This is a genomic window from Thermophilibacter mediterraneus, assembly GCF_900119385.1.
GTDB lineage: Bacteria > Actinomycetota > Coriobacteriia > Coriobacteriales > Atopobiaceae > Thermophilibacter > Thermophilibacter mediterraneus.
Genome location: NZ_FPKO01000009.1, coordinates 603685 through 624325, shown reverse-complemented (window position 1 = coordinate 624325; position 20641 = coordinate 603685). Strand labels below are relative to the sequence as shown.

The 20641-nt window shown below is 68.0% G+C and carries 17 protein-coding genes and 1 tRNA gene; 5 read left to right on the top strand and 13 right to left on the bottom strand.

The window, feature by feature from the left end; all coding sequences use genetic code 11:
* Positions 1–339 precede the first annotated feature (339 nt).
* From BQ7106_RS11295 to pknB, 5 genes are all read left to right on the top strand, one after another.
* Complete coding sequence (locus BQ7106_RS11295) at positions 340–804, top strand: FHA domain-containing protein (RefSeq protein ID WP_240307460.1); 465 nt, start codon at positions 340–342, stop codon at positions 802–804.
* Complete coding sequence (locus BQ7106_RS07675) at positions 801–1214, top strand: FHA domain-containing protein (RefSeq protein WP_072373829.1); 414 nt, start codon at positions 801–803, stop codon at positions 1212–1214. Before BQ7106_RS11295 ends, BQ7106_RS07675 begins: the two co-directional genes overlap by 4 nt.
* The gene (locus tag BQ7106_RS07670) at positions 1211–2470 is read left to right on the top strand and encodes a Stp1/IreP family PP2C-type Ser/Thr phosphatase (RefSeq protein ID WP_072373826.1); all 1260 of its coding nucleotides are present in this window, start codon (positions 1211–1213) and stop codon (positions 2468–2470) included. The genes BQ7106_RS07675 and BQ7106_RS07670 overlap by 4 nt, the downstream gene beginning before the upstream one ends.
* 1 nt (position 2471) lies before the next feature.
* Positions 2472–5414, top strand: a complete 2943-nt coding sequence (locus BQ7106_RS07665; RefSeq protein WP_083526968.1) for an FtsW/RodA/SpoVE family cell cycle protein — start codon at positions 2472–2474, stop codon at positions 5412–5414.
* Between the two features lie 113 nt (positions 5415–5527).
* Positions 5528–7492 carry a Stk1 family PASTA domain-containing Ser/Thr kinase gene (gene pknB / locus BQ7106_RS07660; protein ID WP_072373823.1) on the top strand — a complete coding sequence of 655 codons (1965 nt, stop codon included), beginning with the start codon at positions 5528–5530 and terminating at the stop codon, positions 7490–7492.
* A 216-nt stretch (positions 7493–7708) separates the two neighbouring features.
* Here the strand turns inward: pknB and BQ7106_RS07655 are convergent.
* The 13 genes from BQ7106_RS07655 to BQ7106_RS07595 all read right to left on the bottom strand — a co-directional run bounded on the left by BQ7106_RS07655 (position 7709) and on the right by BQ7106_RS07595 (position 20517).
* Positions 7709–7784: transfer RNA gene (locus BQ7106_RS07655), tRNA-Arg, on the bottom strand.
* Positions 7785–7821: 37 nt separating this feature from the next.
* Positions 7822–8463, bottom strand: a complete 642-nt coding sequence (locus BQ7106_RS07650) for a cytochrome b family protein (protein WP_072373821.1) — start codon at positions 8461–8463, stop codon at positions 7822–7824.
* A gap of 8 nt (positions 8464–8471) precedes the next feature.
* Positions 8472–9353, bottom strand: a complete 882-nt coding sequence (locus tag BQ7106_RS07645) for a phosphoribosylaminoimidazolesuccinocarboxamide synthase (protein WP_205407684.1) — start codon at positions 9351–9353, stop codon at positions 8472–8474.
* A gap of 67 nt (positions 9354–9420) precedes the next feature.
* On the bottom strand, positions 9421–10935 hold the full coding sequence (locus BQ7106_RS07640) for a sensor histidine kinase (protein WP_083526967.1): 1515 nt from the start codon (positions 10933–10935) through the stop codon (positions 9421–9423).
* Between the two features lie 9 nt (positions 10936–10944).
* A complete protein-coding gene (locus tag BQ7106_RS07635) occupies positions 10945–11667 on the bottom strand; it encodes a response regulator transcription factor (RefSeq protein ID WP_072373818.1) in 723 nt (240 codons plus the stop codon).
* Between the two features lie 86 nt (positions 11668–11753).
* Complete coding sequence (locus BQ7106_RS07630; RefSeq protein ID WP_072373815.1) at positions 11754–12959, bottom strand: twin-arginine translocation signal domain-containing protein; 1206 nt, start codon at positions 12957–12959, stop codon at positions 11754–11756.
* A gap of 5 nt (positions 12960–12964) precedes the next feature.
* Entirely contained in the window at positions 12965–13231 is a 267-nt protein-coding gene (locus tag BQ7106_RS07625) for a TIGR03905 family TSCPD domain-containing protein (RefSeq protein ID WP_072373812.1), read from the bottom strand.
* Between the two features lie 99 nt (positions 13232–13330).
* Positions 13331–14677 (bottom strand): adenylosuccinate lyase, encoded by a 1347-nt coding sequence (gene purB / locus BQ7106_RS07620; RefSeq protein WP_072373809.1) that lies wholly within the window; start codon positions 14675–14677, stop codon positions 13331–13333.
* Between the two features lie 116 nt (positions 14678–14793).
* Positions 14794–16191: an argininosuccinate lyase gene (gene argH / locus BQ7106_RS07615; protein WP_072373806.1), complete on the bottom strand. Its 1398-nt coding sequence runs from the start codon at positions 16189–16191 to the stop codon at positions 14794–14796.
* A gap of 160 nt (positions 16192–16351) precedes the next feature.
* A complete protein-coding gene (locus BQ7106_RS07610) occupies positions 16352–17680 on the bottom strand; it encodes a sensor histidine kinase (RefSeq protein ID WP_072373803.1) in 1329 nt (442 codons plus the stop codon).
* A complete protein-coding gene (locus tag BQ7106_RS07605) occupies positions 17664–18353 on the bottom strand; it encodes a response regulator transcription factor (protein WP_072373800.1) in 690 nt (229 codons plus the stop codon). Before BQ7106_RS07605 ends, BQ7106_RS07610 begins: the two co-directional genes overlap by 17 nt.
* The gene (locus tag BQ7106_RS07600) at positions 18346–19137 is read right to left on the bottom strand and encodes a UBA domain-containing protein (protein ID WP_072373797.1); all 792 of its coding nucleotides are present in this window, start codon (positions 19135–19137) and stop codon (positions 18346–18348) included. The genes BQ7106_RS07605 and BQ7106_RS07600 overlap by 8 nt, the downstream gene beginning before the upstream one ends.
* Positions 19138–19287: 150 nt before the next feature.
* Positions 19288–20517 carry an argininosuccinate synthase gene (locus BQ7106_RS07595; RefSeq protein WP_072373794.1) on the bottom strand — a complete coding sequence of 410 codons (1230 nt, stop codon included), beginning with the start codon at positions 20515–20517 and terminating at the stop codon, positions 19288–19290.
* Positions 20518–20641: the final 124 nt, after the last annotated feature.

Below are 20641 nucleotides of genomic sequence, written 5' to 3'. Positions count from 1 at the left end.
GCTTCATGGTCGACCCCTCCCTGAAGTCGGGGAAGTTCGCCGTCTTCGCCGAGAACGTCGACGCGCGCACGCTCGGACGCCTGCGCGAGGAGGAGCGCGCCTTCCTGGCCGGCAACTCCACCACGGGGGGCGCCGCCGCCCAGGTCAACCGTCGCGCGACGCCCACTCCCAAGCCCTCTGCCCGTCAGCGCGCCGAGGAGCAGGACGCCTTCGCCGCGCCCGCGCCGCGCAGGGCCACTACCTCTGCGGGCGGCACCGACGCCGGGCTCGACGTCATCCCCCCGGAGTTCGACGTCATGGCCCCCTCCCCCGTCGCCCTCCGCATCCGAGTCGACCCCCATGCCGGTCCCCCTGGCCGACGCGCCCGTCGTGGTGCCCGCAGCGTCCCCGGCGGCCGTGCCCGTGCCCCAGACGCAGCGCCGCAACGTCCCGCTCGTCGACATGAGGCGCGTCACGAGCGCCGCCGAGCCCGCGGGCCGGCCCGCCCATGCCGCGGCTCCCTCGCACGACTCCGCGTCGTGCCTGCTCATCGACCGTCAGACCGGTCGGACCTTCACCGCCCAGGGCCCCTCGGCCGTCATCGGCCGCGAGCGCTCCCAGGCGAGCATCGTCCTGCGCGACCCCAACGTGTCTCGACGCCACGCGGAGCTCTCCTTCGACGGGACCGGCTGGCGCATCACCGACCTCAACTCGACCAACGGCACCCTCGTCAACGACGTCGACGTCACCTCCTGCCCGCTGCAGGACGGTGACCTCATCACGCTCGGCCTCGTCAACCTCGAGTTCAGGGAGAACCGCCGATGATCGACCTCGTCCTGTTCGCGGGACGCGTCCTTCTCGTCGTGGTCCTGTACATCTTCCTCTTCGCGGTCATGCGGACCGGCGTCGGCCTGGTCCGCGGCCAGCGGCGCGATGCCGCCATCTGGGCGGTTGACGTCGAGAAGGGCAAGAAGACCCTGCGCGGCCTGCACGTCGACATCCTCGGCCCCGTCGTCGTCGGCCGCTCCCCCTCCTCTGACATCGTCATCGACGAGCCCTACGTCTCGTCGTCCCACGCCCGCTTCACCCTCCAGGGGCCCGCGCTCGTGCTCGAGGACCTCGGCTCGACCAACGGAACCATGGTCAACGGCCACCTCATCGATCAGCCCGTCACGCTGAGGGAGGATGACGAGGTCCAGGTGGGCGACACCATCATGCGGGTGAGCCGCGGATGACGGCCGGCGACGTCCAGATGCCCCCCGCGCAGGAGCCCGCGAACGCGCCCGGCCGCGCCGAGATGCCCGTCGAGGGCAGGGCCGGCGCGGATGCCGTGAGCGGCTCCAACGAGTTCATCTCGTGGGGCGCCCGAAGCGACGTCGGCCTCGTGCGAGGCCACAATGAGGACTCGTTCCTCCTTCGGACGCCGCTGTTCGTGGTGTCCGACGGCATGGGCGGCCACGCGGCCGGCGAGATCGCCAGCTCCATCGCCGTGGAGACCATCGGCGACAGGGCCCCCGGCACCGCCGACGACGTGCTGCTCGGCGCGGCGGTCGAGGCGGCAAACCTCGCCGTCATACGCGGCGCCGAGGAGGGGGTCGGCAAGCCCGGCATGGGGTGCACCGCAAGTGCCGTCCTCATCGAGAAGAACAAGATGGCCGTCGCCCACGTGGGCGACTCGCGTGTCTACGTGCTGCATCGCGGGACCCTCGTGCGCATCACGCACGACCACTCCTACGTCGAGGAGCTCGTCGACTCCGGCCAGATCACTGCGGACGAGGCCAGGACGCACCCCTCGCGCTCCATCATCACCCGGGCGCTCGGGTCCGACCCCGACATGTACGCCGACCACTTCTCGCTCGAGGTCAACGACGGCGACCGCGTCATCCTGTGCTCAGACGGCCTGTCGTCGATGATCTCCGACAGCGAGATCGAGTCCCTCGCGGTCTCGAGCGCCACGCCCCAGCAGGCGGCCGACAACCTCGTCGCAGCGGCGCTCACCGCCGGCGGCTCCGACAACGTGACCGTCATCGTGGTGGACGTGCTCAACGACGGGCTGGCCGACGCGGCACGGAGGCGGCTCGTGCACCGCGCCGCGGGGGTGTCGGGGGTCATCGTGGCGGCTCTCGCCATGGTGCTGCTCGTCAGCTTTGCCTTCATCAGGAGCGAGTGGTACCTCGGCATCCACGACGGGACGGTCGCCATCTATCGCGGCATCCAGGGGGACGTCTTCGGCATCCCGCTGAACGAGCTCGTGGAGACGAGCGCCGTGAGCGTCACCGACCTGCCCGCCTCCGTCCAGGACCAGCTCTCCTCGGGCATCCGCGTGCAGAACGAGGACGCCGCGGTCGCAACGATCAACTCCTATCACGAGCAGATCAACCGGGAGCAGGAGCGCGCGGCCCAGATAGCCGACGAGGTCCGCTCCGAGGACGCGACCGCCACCCAGGCTCCCGGGGCGGGCGCCGATGACGCACAGAACGGCGGTGAGTAGCATGGGCCCCAGAAGAGTGCGCTACGCTCAGGCACGCAGCCGCGCCTCCGTCGAGCCGACGCCCGTCAGCTCCCAGGGGGGCCTCTCCCGCAGAAACACCGAGCTCTTCTTGCTGCTGCTCGCCGCGGTGCCCGTCATACTGCTCTACGCGATGTACGTCGTCACCTCCAACGCGCAGCTCAGCGTGTCCACCCTTGGCGTCCCGCTCGGCCTGTTTGCGGCCTTCGCCGCCGCGCACGTGGCCATACGCTTCCTCGCGCCGGGCGCCGACCCCGCCATCCTGCCCATCGTCTTTGCCCTCTCGGGCATAGGCATCACCTTCCTCACAAGGCTCGCCCCCGAGGCCGCCGTGAGCCAGGTCGTGTGGCTGTTCCTCTCGGTGGGCGTGATGGTCGCGGTGCTCGCCATCGTGCGCAACCTCGACCGCCTCGCAAGCTACAAGTACACGCTCGGCCTCGCGGGCATCGTGCTGCTCGTGCTCCCCATGCTCGTGGGCACCGAGCGCAACGGCTCCAAGCTCTGGATCTACATCGGCAGCTTCGGCTTCCAGCCCGGTGAGTTCGCCAAGATCGCCATCGTGCTCTTCCTCGCGTTCTACCTCGCGGCAAACCGAGAGGCGCTCTCGGCGTCCATGCACCGCTTCGGCCCGATCAGGCTCCCGAGACCGCGGATGCTGCTGCCGCTTTTGGTCATGTGGGGCATCAGCCTGCTCGTCGTCGTCTTCGAGACCGACCTCGGCAGCGCCCTGCTCTTCTTCACCTTCTTCGTCATCATGCTCTACGTGGCGACCGGGCGGGCGAGCTACGTCGTGGTGAGCCTGCTGCTGCTCGCCGTTGCCGGCGTCGCCTGCTACCAGCTCTTCGGCCACGTGCAGACCCGCGTGAACATGTGGCTCGACCCGTGGTCGGACGCCTCCGGCGGCGGCTATCAGATCGTGCAGTCGCTCTACTCGCTCGCCGACGGCGGCCTCTTCGGCACCGGCATCGGCAAGGGCATGCCTACGCTCATCCCCATCGTCTCGAGCGACTTCATCTTCTCCGCCATCGGCGAGGAGGCGGGGCTTCTCGGCGGTGCGGGCGTGCTCATGCTCTACCTGCTGCTGTGCGTGCGCGGCCTCGCCACGGCGGCGCGCGCCCGCTCCGACACCTCCGCCTTCGCCGCCGTGGGCCTGACGAGCGCCCTGGTCTTCCAGGCGTTCCTCATCGTCGCGGGCGTCACCAAGCTCCTGCCCCTCACCGGCGTGACGCTCCCCTTCGTGAGCCAGGGCGGCACCTCGCTGCTCGCCTGCTTCGTCATGGTGGGCCTTCTGCTGCGCGCCGGCGACGAGGGAACGGGACGCGAGTCCGAGATTCTGAGCGGTCTCGCGGACGAGAAGGACGGTGAGGACCCCGTGCTCTCCCTCACCGGCCGGATTGCCGGCGCGCGCCCGGAGGCGGTGGTGCACGGAGCGCACGTGCGCGCGTCCTTCTCGCTCCAGACGTCCGAGTCGGGGGTGCTCGGCCGCGTGGCGCTCGGCAAGCGCCTCACCAAGCTCATCACCGCCTTCGCCGTGCTCTTTGCGGTCCTCATCGCCAACCTCACCTACGTGCAGGAGGTCGACGCCCAGCGCGTGCGCAACCTCCCGACGAACAACCACACGATCGCCAAGAGCGCTTACGTGCAGCGCGGCGCGATTATCACCGCCGACGGCATGACGCTCGCGGAGAGCGTGCAGCAGGCGGACGGCACCTACGTGCGCAACTACCCGCAGGGCACGCTCGCGCGCCACACCGTCGGCTACATCTCGAACCAGTACGGGAGCTCGGGCGTCGAGGCCACCATGAACGAGACGCTCACCGGGCACGCGGACTTCTCCAATTGGCGCAGCACCCTCTACTCGCTCGCCGGCATCCAGCAGCCCGGCTCGACCGTCGCGCTCACCATCAACTCGCAGATCCAGCGCGCCGCCGAGGAGGCGCTCGAGGGATACACCGGCGCCATCGTGGTCCTCGACCCCGAGACGGGCGCGGTGCTCGCCAAGGCGTCGAGCCCCACCTACACCGTCGACCAGCTCGATTCGCTCATCAGCGGCGGCGGCACCGAGCTCCTCGACCGAACGACCCAGGCGCTCTACTCGCCCGGCTCCTCATTCAAGACGGTCACGCTCGCGGCGGCGCTCGACTCGGGCACCGCGACCCTCGACGACGTCTACTACGCGGGGCCCTCCCTCGAGATCGGCGGGGCCGAGGTCATCAACTACGACCACAACGACTACGGTGACCTGACGCTCAAGGAGGCGCTCGCCCTCTCGTCGAACACCGCGTTCGGACAGCTGGGCGTCGAGGTCGGCCCCGACCTGCTCGTGAGCTACGCGAACGCGTTCGGCTACGGCCGCTCGCTCGGCCAGGACTTCACCACCCTCGCCTCGCTCATGCCCACGCCCTCGGAGATGACGGAGTGGGAGACGGCATGGGCCGCCTGCGGGCAGCCCGTCGGCCAGCACGAGAGCCCGGCGGGACCCCAGACCACGGTCATGCAGAACGCCGTGGTCGCCCAGGCCATCGCCAACGGCGGCGTCGCCATGGACCCCTACGTCATCGACCACGTGCTCTCTCCCGAGGGGGTCGTGACCTCCCGAACGAGTCCGCGGTCCCTCGGCCAGGCCATCTCAGCCGACACCGCGGAGCAGCTGAAGGAGGCCATGCTCGGCGTCGTCGACCATGGCACCGGGACCAACGCCCAGGTCTCGGGCACGCAGGTCGCCGGCAAGACTGGCACCGCCCAGGTGGAGAACGGCAACATCAACTCGTTCTTTATCGGCTTCGCGCCGTATGACAACCCGACGCTGGTCATCTCGGCCTGCGTCGAGGGACAGGGAGTGGACGTCGAGGGGTTTGCCGCCGGTCTCGCCGGCGAGGTCCTCGCCCAGGCGCTCCAGGTCCAGTCATCTGGCGCCGGCACGTGACGGGGGCGGGAACAGACGAAACACGACGCAGCGCAGACACAACACACTCACAGCTCATACGCACCCATGACCAACACACTCGCGGCAGCGCCGCGGCGGGATAAGGAGACACGATGCCAGGGATGATTCTCGGCGGACGCTATCAGGTTCAGGACAAGATCGGCACTGGCGGCATGGCCACCGTCTATCGTGGCCTTGACGAGGTGCTCGGGCGCACCGTGGCCATCAAGACGATGCTCCCCCAGTACGCGAGCGACCCCTCGTTCGCCGCGCGCTTCAAGCAGGAGGCGCAGGCCGCCGCTGCGCTGCAGAGCCCCTACATCGTGAGCGTCTACGACTGGGGCAAGGACGCCGACACGTACTACATCGTCATGGAGTACCTGCGCGGAACCGACCTCAAGAGCGGCATCCGCAAGCACGGAGCCCTCGACTGCAAGAAGGTCGCCCAGATCGGCTCGCAGATCGCCCAGGCGCTCTCGGTCGCCCACAGGCACGACATCATTCACCGCGACATCAAGCCGCAGAACATCATGGTGCAGCCCGACGGCAACATCAAGGTGATGGACTTCGGCATCGCGCGGGCGAAGAACAGCCACCTCACCCAGGACAACTCTGTCCTCGGCACGGCCCACTACGTCTCCCCCGAGCAGACCCAGGGCAAGGAGCTCGGCCCGACGACCGACATCTACTCGCTCGGCATCGTGATGTACGAGGCGGCGACCGGTCAGGTTCCCTTCCAGGGCGACGACGCCATCACCGTCGCCCTGAAGCAGGTCAACGAGCAGCCCAAGCCGCCCAGCCAGCTCAACCCCGCCGTGGACCCCTCCCTTGAGTCGATCATCCTCAAGTGCATGCAGAAGGACCCCGCGGCGCGCTTCCAGACCGCCGACGAGCTCTACCGTACGCTGCGAGACTACCTCGCGGGACGCATGCAGGCCGTCAACAGCGCCACCTCCATGCTGCCCGCGCAGCCCACGAGCAAGATCGAGAGCGGGGCGGGCGTCAAGCCCGTCACCGGCGGCACCGCGTCCATGCCGCGTGTTGAGCGCACCAACCGCTACCGCGCGCAGAGCGCAACGGAGCAGGCGGCAGAGGAGAGCGCCGCGCGCGAGCGCAGGCACCGCCGCAACGTCGTGCTCGGGGTTCTCGGCGCCATCGTGGCCATTGGCCTCGTGGTGTTTGCCGTCGTCACCGTACTGGGCTCCGGAACGCAGAACAAGGAGGTCCCCCACCTCCTCGGCATGACCCTCGAGGAGGCGCAGCAGGCGGTGGAGAGCGAGGGGTTTGCCATCGGCGACGTTGGCGAGGGCTACTCCTCGGAGTATCCCGAGGGCCAGATCTACGAGCAGAGCCCCAACGCCACGCGCATGATGCCCGAGGGGACCAAGATCAACATCCGCATCTCCAACGGCGAGGCCCCCGTCGAGCAGGTCGAGGTTCCCGACCTCACCAACATGACCCCCGAGGACGCGGAGAAGGCGCTCACCGACCGCGGGCTGCTCCCTCGAAACGGCGGGGAGCGCGAGAGCGACGAGATCGAGGCCGGCAAGGTCTGCGAACAGGACAAGAAGGGCGGCGAGAAGGCCAACGCGGGCAGCACCATCACCTACTACGTCTCCTCGGGTGCGTCGACCGCGACGATTCCCGACGTCATCGGCTCCTACTGGGAGGACGCCCAGACCACGCTCTCGGAGAGCGACGGCAAGTTCGTGATCAGCACGCGCTGGCAGTACAGCTCCACCTACGAGCAGGGGCAGGTCTTCGACGTGGACCCGGGCGTGGGCACGGAGGCCAGCGTCGGCTCCACCGTCACGATCTACATCTCGAACGGCCCCGAGCCCAGCGAGCCGGTCACGGTTCCCTCGGTCATCGGCATGAAGTACAGCAACGCCTACAACACCCTCACGAGCCTCGGCTTCCAGGTCTCCCTCGCTACGGGCAGCTCCTACGACGGCGAGGTCATCGACCAGTCCGTGACGGGCTCCGCGCCCGAGGGAACGAGCATCGTGCTGACCACTCAGAGCCAGCAGGGCTCGGGCAACGGAGACACTGCGACCGATACGCCCGAGGAGGGTTAGCGAGACCCGCACCACGACCGAGCCCCATTGACTGAGGCCGCCTGCGCACCCATGTCGCGCAGGCGGCCTCCTTTCGCTTGAGAGGACTCTAGACCGAGCGGCGGGCGGCGCGGCGCACGGCGGCACCCCCAGGGGGAGGTCCGTCCCCCAGGTCCTTCTCGCACGATAAAAAAGCAGGTCGGGAGCAGCTTGCAAACCCCCGACCTGCGATTTCCCTGGTGCCCCCGGGCCGATTCGAACGGCCGACACCCGCTTTAGGAGAGCGGTGCTCTATCCCCTGAGCTACGAAGGCATGGAATGCTATTCTAGCACCCTCGTCGCGCTTGTGCCTACTTCTTCTTGCCCTTCTCGCCCTTGCGAGCGAGCTCGTCGGCACGACCGCGCTCGAGCAGCTCGAGCATCTTCTTGTCACTGAGACCGTGCACGCGCGCCTCGGCGGCCTTGCGGTACGGGCGGCGGCGCTTCCAGTCATAGAAGAAGCTCGCGATGATGAGCGCGTAGGCGACCACGAGCGAGCCCACGGAGAGGATGCCCTGCCACGAGGACATGTCGGGCTCCTGGCCAAAGAGGTAGACGCAGACGAGCGCGGTGATCGCGAACGCCATGCCGCATCCCAAGATGATCCAGAAGGTACGCTCGCTCTGCTTGTAGCCCGGGTCGCTCCTCAGGATGATGTCATAGGCGCGGTTGCGGAAGTCCTGCTCCTCGCGCTCGCGACGCTTTCGCTCGCGCTTCTGCTCCTTGGTCTCGGCGGGGCCGCCCGGGGCGCCACCCTGCTTGGGCTTTGTGGCGACGCGCACCGAGGCCGCCGCCTCACGGCTCGGCTTGGCCTTGGCGGCGGAGCTGCGCGAGAAGCCCTTGCGCTCCTCGTCACCCGCGGCGACGACGCTCTCCGCCTCCTTCTTGGGCCTGCCGACGGAATTGCCCTCGGCCTCGCGACGGGCGCCCTCGATGGTATCACGCAGTGACATTGGTCTCCTTACGCCCTCACGGGCTTGAACTCGGTGCCGGTGATAATCTGGAACGCCTCCTGGTAGCGCGCGGACGTCCCCTCGATGACCTCGGCGGGGATGCGCGGGGGCTCGCCGGTCATATCCCAGTTGGCGCGCAGCCAGTCACGCACGTACTGCTTGTCGTAGCTCGGCTGGACGCGGCCCTCGACGTAGCCGTCGGCGGGCCAGAAGCGGCTGGAGTCGGGCGTCAGGCACTCGTCGATGAGGGTGAGCCTGCCGTCGATGATACCGAACTCGAACTTGGTGTCCGCGATGATGATGCCGCGCGTGGCAGCATAGTCAGCCGCTGCGCGGTAGATGGCGAGCGAGGCGTCGCGGAGCTGCTCCGCGAGGTCGGTCCCCACGATCTCGCAGCAGCGCTCGAAGGAGATGTTCTCGTCGTGGTCGCCGATCTCTGCCTTCGTGGAGGGCGTGAAGATGGGCTCGGGGAGCTTGGACGCCTCGGTCAGGCCGTCGGGCAGCTTGATGCCGCAGACGGTGCCGTCCTCGTCGTAGGTCTTCTTGCCCGAGCCGGTGAGATAGCCGCGCACGATGCACTCGATGGGCACGGTCTGGGCCTTGCGCACGAGCATGGAGCGACCGGAGAGGTAGTCGGCATAGGGCTTGAACTCCTCAGGAAGATCCTGGACGTCGCAGCTGATCATGTGGTTGGGGATGAGGTCGGCAAAGCGCTCGAACCAGAACGCGGAGATGCGCGTCAGGATCTCGCCCTTGTGCGGAATCTCATCGGGCAGAATGAAGTCATAGGCGCTGATGCGGTCGGACGCCACCATGAGCAGGCTGTCCCCGCAGTCGTAGATGTCCCTCACCTTGCCATGCGAATCAGGACGAAGCTCCATCTCGGCCATGGTTTTCCCTTCGACGGCGTTGCGGTCAAACTCTTAGTATACCGTCACCGCCCGCGATGCGCCGACCTTAACGCTCCTGGGACTTGCGAGGCCTGCGCTGCGGGATTCGAAGGGTGAACGTCGTTCCCTTGCCGAGCTCGGACTCCACAAGAATCGTCCCGTTGTGACGGTCGACGATCTCCTTGGTGATGGCGAGTCCGACGCCCAGGCCCCCCGACTCCCGCTCTCGGCTGACGTCAGAGCGCCAGAAGCGCGCGAAGGTCTGGGGGATGTCCTCCTTGGCGATGCCGATGCCCGTGTCCTGGACCGAGATGAGCACGTCGGAGCGGTCCTGCCTGAGGGAGACCTTCACCCAGCCGCCGGCGTTGGTGTAGCGCATTGCGTTGCTCATGAGGTTGACGATGGCCTCGCGAAGCAGGTCGGGATCGACGTCGGCGTAGAGCTCGCCGTGCGGGGTCTCGTCCACGAAGCGCAGGTGCAGGCCGCGCTCGTGGAACAGCTGGTGCTGGGACGAGACGAGTCCACGAACCAGGTAGACGATGTCGGTGCGCTCGCTGTTGAACTCGGTCGACCCGTTCTCGAGGCGGGAGAGCTTGAGCATGGCGTCAATCAGTCGGGAGAGGCGACGGACCTCGGACGCCACGACCTCGAAGTGCTCGTCGTCAGCGGGAAGCACGCCGTCCTGCATGGCCTCGACGGTCGCCTGCATGGCCATGAGCGGGGTCCTCAGCTCGTGGGCGACGTCGCCGGTGAGACGGTGCTCGAGCTTGATGTCCCGCTCGATGGTGCTCGCCATGTCATCGAAGGTCTCGCCGAGCTGCCCGATCTCGTCGGCACCGGACACCCCGGTGCGTGCCGTAAGGTCGCCGTTTCTGATCTGCTTGGCGGTGGAGGTGATGCGCTGGATGGGCTTGGCCATGCTCCTCGACACGAAGTAGCCGATGACGCAGGCTAGGATCGCCGCAATGGCCGCGGCCGTGGCGATGGCGCCGTAGGAGTTCGAGCGGAAGGACGCATCGCTGCTCGTGAGGAGCGTCTCGGACCCGATGGCCCAGAGCTTGACCGTGCCGACGGTCTCCCCGGCTCGGTTGACGATCTGTGCGCTGACGAGGTCCTCCTGCTCGGTGGGGACGGGGGTGGGAGCGGGGTCTTCGTCCGACTCGAGCCCTCGACGCACCCAGGTGTCGTCGTACAGGACGTTTCCGTCAACGTCGCTCACCTGCACGACGATGTCCGGGGAGAGACTCGACGTCGCGGCCCCCGACGAGGCCGCGGCCTCGTCGAGCTTGCCGGTGCGCTGGTAGGCCTCGGAGATGCTCGCGGCCGCCGAATCGGCGATGGACTGCATGTTCTGGCGCGCGTACGCCATGAACTGGCCCTCCCAGACCACGGCGAGCACGGCGACGAGCACGCCTGCGGTCATGATCGCCGTGAGCGCGAACGCCAGGGTGAGGCTCGTCGCATACGGGGTGCCCCGCTTCGGGGAGGGCTTTATGGTGTTCCACGAGTTGCGCGAGGTGCGACCCAGCGAGCCGTCCTCGTCGGAGGGCGGCTCCTCGCCCATCACAAAGCGCGCGGACATGCGGGCTGCCTAGCGCGAGGCGGGCTCTGCGGCCTTCTCGGGCGCCTCGAAGCGATACCCCACCCCGTGGACGGTGTAGAGCCATCGCGGGTTGCGCGGGTCGTCGCCGAGCTTGGCGCGCAGGTTCTTGACGTGGGAGTCGATGGTGCGCTCGTACCCCTCGAAGTCGTAGCCGAGGACCTTCTCGACGAGCTCCATGCGCGTGTAGACGCGGCCCGGGTAGCGCGCGAGCGTGGTGAGCAGCTTGAACTCCGACGCCGTAAGGTCGACCTCGCGGCCCTCGACGAGCACCTTGTGGCCGGAGATGTCAATCACGAGGTCGCCGAAGTCCAGCACCTCGAGCTGGGGCTCCGCCTCAGCGTGGGCTCGCCTGAGCAGCGCGCGCACGCGGGCGACGAGCTCGCGAGGCGAGAAGGGCTTGATCAGGTAGTCGTCCGCCCCGAGCTCGAGGCCGATGATGCGGTCCTCGACCTCGCCCTTGGCGGTGAGCATGATGATGGGGACGTTGGAGGTCTCACGGATGGCGCGGCAGACGCGCTCGCCGGAGAGCTTCGGGAGCATGAGGTCGAGAATCACCAGGTCGAAGGTATGCTTCTCAAACTCCTCCACGGCGCTCTGGCCGTCACCGACCCCGCGCACGATGTAGTTCTCCCGCTCGAGATAGGCGGCGACGGCGTCCCTGATCGCCTTCTCGTCCTCAACAAGCAGAATCTTCTTCTCGTCTGAAGCCATGTTGGCCTCCCTGTAACCTCATCGCGTCGCCGAAGCCGGCCGTAAGCACGATTAGTTTACCCCACGGAGGCACGGGGGATTCCCTCTTACAGGCGGAAGGTACGGACGGCTACGGAAGCGGGGTAGCCCGTGCTGGCGTCCTTGACGGTGGAGAAGGTGACGAACTGGTCGCACTCCCCGACGCGAGCGGGGAATTCCCCGTAGTCGACCGAGCGGTCCGTGGGGACGAGCGAGGAGTAGGTGCGCGCCGCGAGGTCAAGAACGAGATAGGAGGAGTTGCTCTTGATGACGAACACGTCACCCTTGCCGCAGCCGCACTCCGAGGGCTCTCGGTCGAGCTTGACGAAGCCCGCGGACGACGTGCCCATGTACGTACCCATCCCGCTCAGAAGGCCGCCGGAGCTGTAGCTCGCCTCGACGGAGACGAGGAAGCGCTCCCCGACGCGCGTGGCGCGGAACGGCCTCACGCTCACTGGGAAGACGAGCTGGTCGATGCGGGTCGCGAGGTCATCCGAGAGCGAGTAGGCGGTAGCGCCGTAGTAGACGCCCTCGCTGTCGTGGACGCGAGGCGTGAGAATCGCCGCGCCACCGGAGACGGTCGGCGCCGTGGCGAAGCGCCCCGGGGACTCGACCACCGACTGCGCGTCGGCATCTCCAGCGTGCCAGAGGTAACAGAACGAGTGCTCGGTCGTCTTGGACCCGCTCGTGGATGGCTGGACCTGCCAGATCACGCGCGAGCCGGACACGGCGAAGGGAGCCGGATCGTAGTCGGAGGTACCCTCCCACAGCGTCTTGGTCTCCCCCGAGAGCTGGCCGTCGGCGAACTCGGAGGCGTAGAGCGCCCAGGAGCGGGTCACAAGGTCGAGCTCGACCCATGCGTAGACCTCGTCCGAGCAGCGGACGTCATAGATGACGGTCGTGGCAGCCGCTCCGAGCGGAGCGGATACGACCTCGAGGAGCTGGCCCGACGCGAGGGAGAGGGCCGATGCCTTGACCATGGGCGTCGCCGACGAGCCGGCCGTAATCACCGGGGCCCACGTTCCCTCGGAGGGGCGCAGGACGTTGCCCAGGGGAAGCGTCCAAGAGCTCTCCGCAACGAGCGGCGACTCCCCCTCCTCGAAGGACTCGAGCGCACTTTCGGCCTCGCTCGCGTCGACCACGGTGGGGTCGGCGTCGACCACCTCGTCAGGCGTATGCGTGCAGCCGGGGAGCACGCCGACGACCGCTGCCGCGGCGCCCCCCGCGGCAGCGGTCTTGAGGAACGTGCGACGCGTGAGCTTGGGCAGGCGCATGGCCCCTACGCCTGACGCGCGGCGGCAGCCGCCTCGACGAGCGCGCGGGAGAGCTGGTCGGCGCAGGAGGTCGGGCGCGGACCGCAGGTGTTGCCGGCGAGGATGCCCACGATCTCGTCGACGGAATGGCCGGCGACGAGCTTGCTCACGGCCTTGAGGTTGCCGTTGCAGCCGCCCTCGAAGGAGACGGCCTCGATGGTCGAGCCGTCATCGGCGAGGTCGATGTGGATGGCGCGCGAGCAGACGCCGCGCGGGGTGTAGTCAAAGTGCATGTCCGCTCCTCCCGTGCAAAAGGGACAGTCACTTTTGCACGCTCTCTGATGTCGGTCTCCGGCGTGCAAAAGTGACTGTCCCTTTTGCACGGCGCGCGGTTAGTCGAAGTTGAGCTGCTCGAGGCGGTCAAAGACCACGCCGGCGCGGGTGAGGAAGGCGCGGGGGTCGAAGATGCGATCGAGCTCGTCGGGGGCCACGGTGCAGCGCGGGTCGGCCTCGAGCTTCTCACGGAAGGTGGTTCCCGGCTCGCACTGCTGGACCTCGCGCCACGTGGCCATGGCGTTCTCCTGCACGATGGCGTAGGCCTCCTCGCGCGTGATGCCGGTCTCCACGAGGGCGAGAAGCACCTTGGAGGAGTAGATCAGCCCGCGCGTCTTGTTGAGGTTGGCGAGCATCTGCGCCGGGTAGAGGATGAGGCCGTCCACGATGCGGATGAGGCACTGGAACATGTGGTCGAGCGCGATGAAGCTGTCGGCCTGGGCGACGCGCTCGGCGGAGCTGTGCGAGATGTCGCGCTCGTGCCAGAGGGCCACGTTGTCAAAGGCCACCTGGGCGTTGGCCTTGACCACGCGGGAGAGGCCGCAGACCTTCTCGAGCGTGATGGGGTTGCGCTTGTGCGGCATGGCCGAGCTGCCCTTCTGCCCCTTCTTGAACGGCTCCTCCGCCTCCAGGGTGTCGGTCTTCTGGAGGTTGCGAATCTCGGTGGCGATGCGCTCGCACGTGGCCGCGGTGGTTGCCAGGACGCCGGCGAGGTAGGCGTGGTGGTCGCGGGAGATGACCTGCGTGGACAGCGGATCGTGAACGAGGCCCAGGTGCTCGCAGACGTACTCCTCGACGAACGGGTCGATGGAGCTGTAGGTGCCCACCGCGCCGGAGATGGCGCCAAAGGCGACGTTGGCGCGCGCGTCAATGAGGCGGTCGAGGTCGCGGCGCAGCTCCCATGCCCAGCTGCCGAACTTCATGCCAAACGTCATCGGCTCGGCGTGGATGCCGTGCGTGCGGCCCACGCAGAGGGTGTCGCGCTCCTCGAAGGCGCGGCGCTTGCAGATCTCTCCGAGCTTGCGGCAGTCCTCGATGAGGATGTCGGTCGCCTGGACGAGCTGGTAGCACAGGGCCGTGTCGCCCAGGTCGGACGAGGTCATGCCAAAGTGGACCCAGCGGGAGGGCTTGGGCTCGCCCTCGGGGACGTCACGGTCGATGTACTCGCCCATGTTGGTAAGGAAGGCGATGACGTCGTGGTTGGTCACCGCCTCGATGGCGTCGACCTCGTCCTTGTTGAAGTCAGCGTGCTCGCGGATCCAGGCGGCCTCCTCGCGCGTGATGCCGATCTTGCCCATCTCGGCGTGCGCCTCGCAGGCCAGGACCTCGATCTCCTGCCAGATGCGGTACTTGTTCTCGAGCGAGAAGATGTGGCCCATCTCGGGGCGAGTGTAGCGGTCGATCATGAGGGCTCCTTCGGCGTCGCGACGTGTGCCTACCGATTCTACCGCACGGGCGTGGAGAGGCCCTGGGAGGGTCGCGTCAGACGGAGAGCGCACATGATATCGATTGATGCGCAGCGCTAGGCCTGGGGGGCGACCCCCTCGTCCGCGGCCAGGCTCGCGCGGGCCTCCTCGAGCTGGACCACCACGGCGTCGCGGCCGGTGCCGCCGTAGGTCACGCGCGCGTTGGCGATGCCCGCCGGATCCAGGTCGCGCGCGATGTCCTCCTCGAAGAGGGGGCTCGCGGCCTTGAACTCCTCCGCCGTGAGGTCCTCGAGGCCCTTGCCGCTCTTCTCGCAATAGAGCACGAGCTCGCCCACCACGCGATGCGCCTCGCGGAAGGGCATGCCCTTCTTGGCGAGGTAGTCGGCCACATCCGTGGCGGCCGAGAATCCCGTGCCCGCCTGGGCAAGCATGACGTCGGCGTTCACGGTCATGGTCTCGACCATGCCCGCCGCGATCTCCATGCAGTCGCTGAGCGTGCGCGCGGCGTCGAGCGGGCCCTCCTTGCACTCCTGGAGGTCCTTGTTGTAGGCCAGCGGGAGCGACTTCATCGTGGTGAGCAGCGCCATGAGGTCGCCGTACACGCGACCGGTCTTGCCGCGCGTGAGCTCGGCGAAGTCGGGGTTCTTCTTCTGCGGCATGATCGAGGAGCCGGTGGAGTAGCTGTCGGAGAGCGTGATGAAGCCGAACTCCGTGGAGCTCCACAGCACGATCTCCTCGCACAGGCGCGAGAGGTGCATCATCGAGACGGCGCACGCGTACTCGAGGTCGAGCAGGTAGTCGCGGTCGGAGACGGCGTCGAGCGAGTTGGGGATCGCGCGTGCGAACCCTAGGAGCTCCGTGGTGCGGGCGCGGTCGAGCGGGTAGGTGGTCCCGGCGAGCGCAGCGGCGCCGAGCGGGTTGGCGTCCGCGGCGGTCCGGGCGGCGACGAGGCGCGTGAAGTCGCGCGAGAACATCCAGAAGTAGGCGAGCAAGTGATGCGAGAGCAGGACCGGCTGTGCGTGCTGGAGGTGCGTGTAGCCGGGCATCACGACGTCGAGGTTCTTCTCCGCCACCTCGAGGAGGACCCGGCGCAGGGCGACGTTACCGGTGAGCAGCTGCTCGCAGAGGTCCTTTGCGAGCAGGCGAATGTCGGTCGCGACCTGGTCGTTGCGCGAGCGGCCCGTGTGCAGTCGTCCGCCGGGCGCGCCGATGGCGCGGGTGAGGGCACCCTCCACGGCCATGTGGACGTCCTCGTCGTTGACGTCCCAGACGAACGTGCCGCCCTCGATCTGGTCGGCGATATCGGCCAGCCCCTGATCAATGGCACGCTGATCCTCGGGGGAGATGATGCCCTGCTCGGCGAGCATTCGGGCGTGCGCTCGGCTGCCGGCGATGTCCTGGGCGGCCATGCTCTTGTCGACCTCGAGGCTCGCGCCAAACTCCTGCGTGAACTGGTCCACGCCCTTCTCGAACCTGCCGCCCCAGAGTGCCATCTCGGCTCCTTCCTCGCGTTTTGCCGCGTCTAGCTTACCAAAGCGGTGACGCTGAAGGGTGGACGGGAGGCACCGGAAAACGGTAGGAACATGCCGACGCTTTCGCCCATAAACGTGTCGGCAAGCTCCTACGAATCGCGCTCATGCACCGGCGCCGCGCTCAGGCGCGGGGAATCCGCACGGTGAAGCGCGTGCCCACGCCCTCGTGCGAGACGAGGTCGATCGTGCCGCCGTGCTCCTCCACGATCCAGCGCGCTATGGCCAGCCCCAGGCCCGTTCCCTCCTTGGACGCGTCGCGCGCCGCGTCGGCGCGCCAGAAGCGCTCGAAGACGTGGGTGGCCTCCTCGGGCGACATGCCCATCCCCTCGTCGCGCACGGAGTAGGAGACGGCGTCGACATCTGCCGCCACGTCCAGCAAGATCCTCGTGCCCGTCGCCGAGTAGCGCGCCGCGTTCTGCACGATCACGCGCGCCGACTGCTTGACCATCGACGCGTCACAGGTCACGACGAAGCGATCGTCGCTCGTGGCGGCGTCCGAGAAGCCCAGCTCGTAGACGTGGTCAGCGTCAATCATGGCCGACTCGCTCGCCACCTCGCTCACGAGCGCCGTAAGGTTCACGGACGCGAGATTGAGCGTGTTGCGCCCCGAGTCCCCGCGCGCGAGGAACAGCAGCTGCTCCACCAGCTCCTGCATGTGCGCGCCCTCGGCCTTGAGCGCGGCGATGGACTCCTCCAGGACCGCGCGGTCGTCCTTGCCCCAGCGGTCGAGCATGTTCACGTAGCCCTGGATGACCGCGATCGGCGTGCGCAGCTCGTGGCTCGCGTCGGAGACGAAGCGAATCTGCTGGAGCTTGGCCTCCTGCATCTGGCGCAGCAGCCCGTTGAGTGCCACCTCGATGCTCGCCAGGTCGTCGACGCCGGTCTTTACCTGCGGCGAATCGACTGACGCTCGCTCGATGGCCTGCTCGAGGCTCTCGATCTTGCTCGCGTCCATGATGTCCTTGGACCCGAGCGCCTCCGCGCTCAGGGCAAGCGCGTTCAGGGGCTGCAGCCGACGCCGGATTCGCCGAACGTCCGAGAAGATGCCCAGCAGGCTCAGCAGCTCGACGACAAGAAGGGCCGCGCCCACGGGCCACAGGGAGATGAGGTCGGAGCCAGGCTCGAAGAAGAACCAGTCGCCCGCCGGGGTCGGCCCCGCCTTGACGGCGAGCGCCAGCGCGTCGAGCCCGCTGCGATCCGTGCTGAAGAAGAGCTCGCAGGTCACGTGGTCAGCCGGGATGATGCCATAGGCGAGCGCGTCGGGCGGGAGGTCCCGGGCGTACCCCACCCAGAGCGCGGCAAACACAGCAAGAAGAACGATCAGGTCCACGAGGACCCACCGCACCAGCCGCCTCCACCAGAAGCCGAGCGCGATTCTCCACGCAATCGAGGAGGAGCGCCTCTCACCCGCCGCGAGCTGGGTGCTGGGAGGCTCAGCCTTCTCTGACAACGTAACCAACCCCTCGGACGGTGGTGATGAGCTTGACGCCGAAGCGGTCGTCGAGCTTGGCGCGCAGGTGGGCTATGTGCACGTCAACCACGTTGGTCTCCCCCACGTAGTCGTATCCGAGGGCCTCCTGCGCGAGCTGGACGCGCGTGAGCACGCGCCCGGGGTGCTCCATGAGGGCGCGCAGAACCTCGAACTCGCGGTTGGTGAGCTCCACGGGCTCGTCGCGCACCGAGACGACATGGCGATCGGGGTCGAGCGTCACCCCGCAGGCTGCGAGGACGCCCGAGGCGTCGGGCCCGGGCGACGCGGCGGGGGCGTGCCGCTTGAGCGCCACCCGCACGCGGGCGAGAAGCTCCTCGATGGCAAAGGGCTTGGTCACATAGTCGTCCGCGCCGGCGTCGAGGCCGGCAACCTTGTCCATCACCGCGTCGCGCGCCGTGAGCATGATGACGGGGACGTCCTTCTCGCGCCGGATGCGCCGCAGGACCTCCATGCCGTTGAGCTGGGGAAGCAGGATGTCCAGGAGGACGAGGTCAAAGTCCGCGTCCAGCGCCCGGTCAACGGCCGAGCGCCCATCCGCGACCCTCGTGACCTCATAGCCCTCGTGCGCGAGCTCGAGCTCGACGAAGCGTGCGAGCTTCTCCTCGTCCTCGACGAGCAGGATCCTAGTCATTGTTTGACTCCTCGGCGGCACCCGCGTCGGGCTTCTCGGCCGCGGCCCCGTCATCCGGCGAGAAGGACGCGGGCTCGTCGGCGGCCTCGGGCTCCGGCGCGGTCGGCCTCGTCGGCGCAACGGGCTCGGGGGCCGTGCGCTCCTCCGCACGCTGCTCGGGCGACGGGGTCACCGGACGCGGGGCAGGGGCCGGCACGGGCACCGGAGCAGGCGCGGGGGCCGTCGCGCGAGTCGCCGCGCGAGGCCCCTCCGCCTCCTCGGCCGGCCTCTCTACCCGACAGAAGAAGACCAGGTAGACGAGGCAGATAAGGGGTAAGATGAGCGCCATCCACCAGATGGGCTGGAACGGACCCAGGTAGACGGCGCGCCCGGCCGAGGCCGACGAGAGCAGCAGCCACAGCGCCTCGCCCAACACGGTGGGCAGCAGCGGAAGCTGCACGGACTTCTCGCCGTTGCGGTAGGAGACCACCCTGCTGTCCATGCCGCGGCGCAGGAAGCGCCGGCATGCCGCCGCCATCCGCGAGAGCCAGCCCGCGGCCGCGCGCCGTCCCGACTGCGCCGAGCGCGCGTAGGCGTCCTGCGCCGCGCGCATCTCGCTCGAGACGCCCGCGCCCGGCACGCCGGTCGACGCGCGAGCCGTCCCCGTCTGCGAGTAGCCGCGCTCCTCGAGCCATACGAGTGCGTCCAGAATGTCGTCTCCGCAGGCGTCGAGCGCCGCCTTCGCGTCCGCATAGCCCACGCCGGCCTTCTCGCGCACGGTCTCCACAAGCTCAATCTTCTCCATGGCAATCCCCTCTCTCGGTCGGTTGCCAGATCTGGCCCTGAGAACAGGGTCTCAGGGCCAGATTAACCTCACCTTGAGAGGGGATTAACGTTTGCCCTCGGTTTGTCGGCCGACGGGCGGAAGGGATGCGAAGAGACCGTCCCTTGTCTCCTAGTGCACGGGCTGGAGGCCGGAGCCGGGACCCTGGACCTTGGACCAGGTCTTGGACTGCAGGCCGTGGAGCACGATGAAGCCCTCGGCCGCCGTGTGGTCGAAGGAGTCGCCCTCGTCGTAGGTGGCCAGGTTGTAGTCGTAGAGGCTGTACGCCGAGCGCACGCCGTCGACGAACAGGCCGCCCTTGCACAGGATGATGCGCACGTCGCCGGTGACGTACTTCTGCGTGTAGGCGTTGTAGGCGTCGATGGCGTTGCGGTTCTGGGAGAACCACAGGCCGCGGTAGACGGTCGAGGCCCACTCAACGTCCATCTTGGCCTTCTGCTTGAGCGTCTCGGCGTCGAGGCAGAGCTGCTCGAGGGTCTGGTGCGCCTGGATGAGCAGCAGCGCGGCCGGGCACTCGTAGCACTCGCGGCTCTTGATGCCCACGACGCGGTCCTCGATCATGTCGATGCGGCCGTAGCCGTTGCGGCCGGCGATCTCGTTTGCCTTGATGATGAGGGAGAGCAGGTCCATCTTCTCGCCGTTGATGGCGGTGGGGATGCCCTCCTCGAACGAGATCACGACCTCCTCCGGCTCGGCGGGGCAGTCCTCGAGGTTGGCGGTCATCGTCCAGATGTCCGCGGGGGGCTTGTTCCAGGTGTCCTCGAGCACGCCGCACTCGATCGCGCGGCCCCAGAGGTTGTCGTCGATGGAGTAGGGCTTCTTCTTGGTGGTGGGAACGGGCACGCCGTTGGCCTCGGCCCACTCCATCTCGGAGTCGCGCGTCGTGAGGTCCCACTCGCGGACGGGCGCGATGATCTCGAGCTCGGGGTCGAGGGCGCGGATGCAGGTCTCGAAGCGCACCTGGTCGTTGCCCTTGCCGGTGCAGCCGTGGGCGATGTACTTGGCGCCGTACTGGTGCGCGATGTCAACGAGGTGCTTGGAGATCAGCGGGCGCGAGAGCGCGGAGAGCAGCGGGTAGACACCCTCGTACTTGCCGTTGGCCCAGATGGCCTTGGAGAGGATCTTCTCGGCGTACTCGGCGCGCATGTCGATGGCCTCGGAGGCGATGGCGCCCATGTCGAGGGCCTTCTGCTTGATCCAGGAGAGGTCCTTCTCGTCCTGGCCCACGTTGCCGCAGATGGCGATGACGTCGAGGTTCTTCTCGATCTGCAGCCACTTGACGATGACGGAGGTGTCCAGACCACCGGAGTACGCGAGGACGACCTTTTCCTTCTCTGCCATGATGAGTTCCCTTCTATCGGGTGAATGAACCGGTATCCACAGAAATGCCCCGACGTCGCGGGGCGCTGGAGCTCGGTCTGTCGACAAGAACCGTCAAGCTAGAGCGTCGCGCGCGACGTCGCGG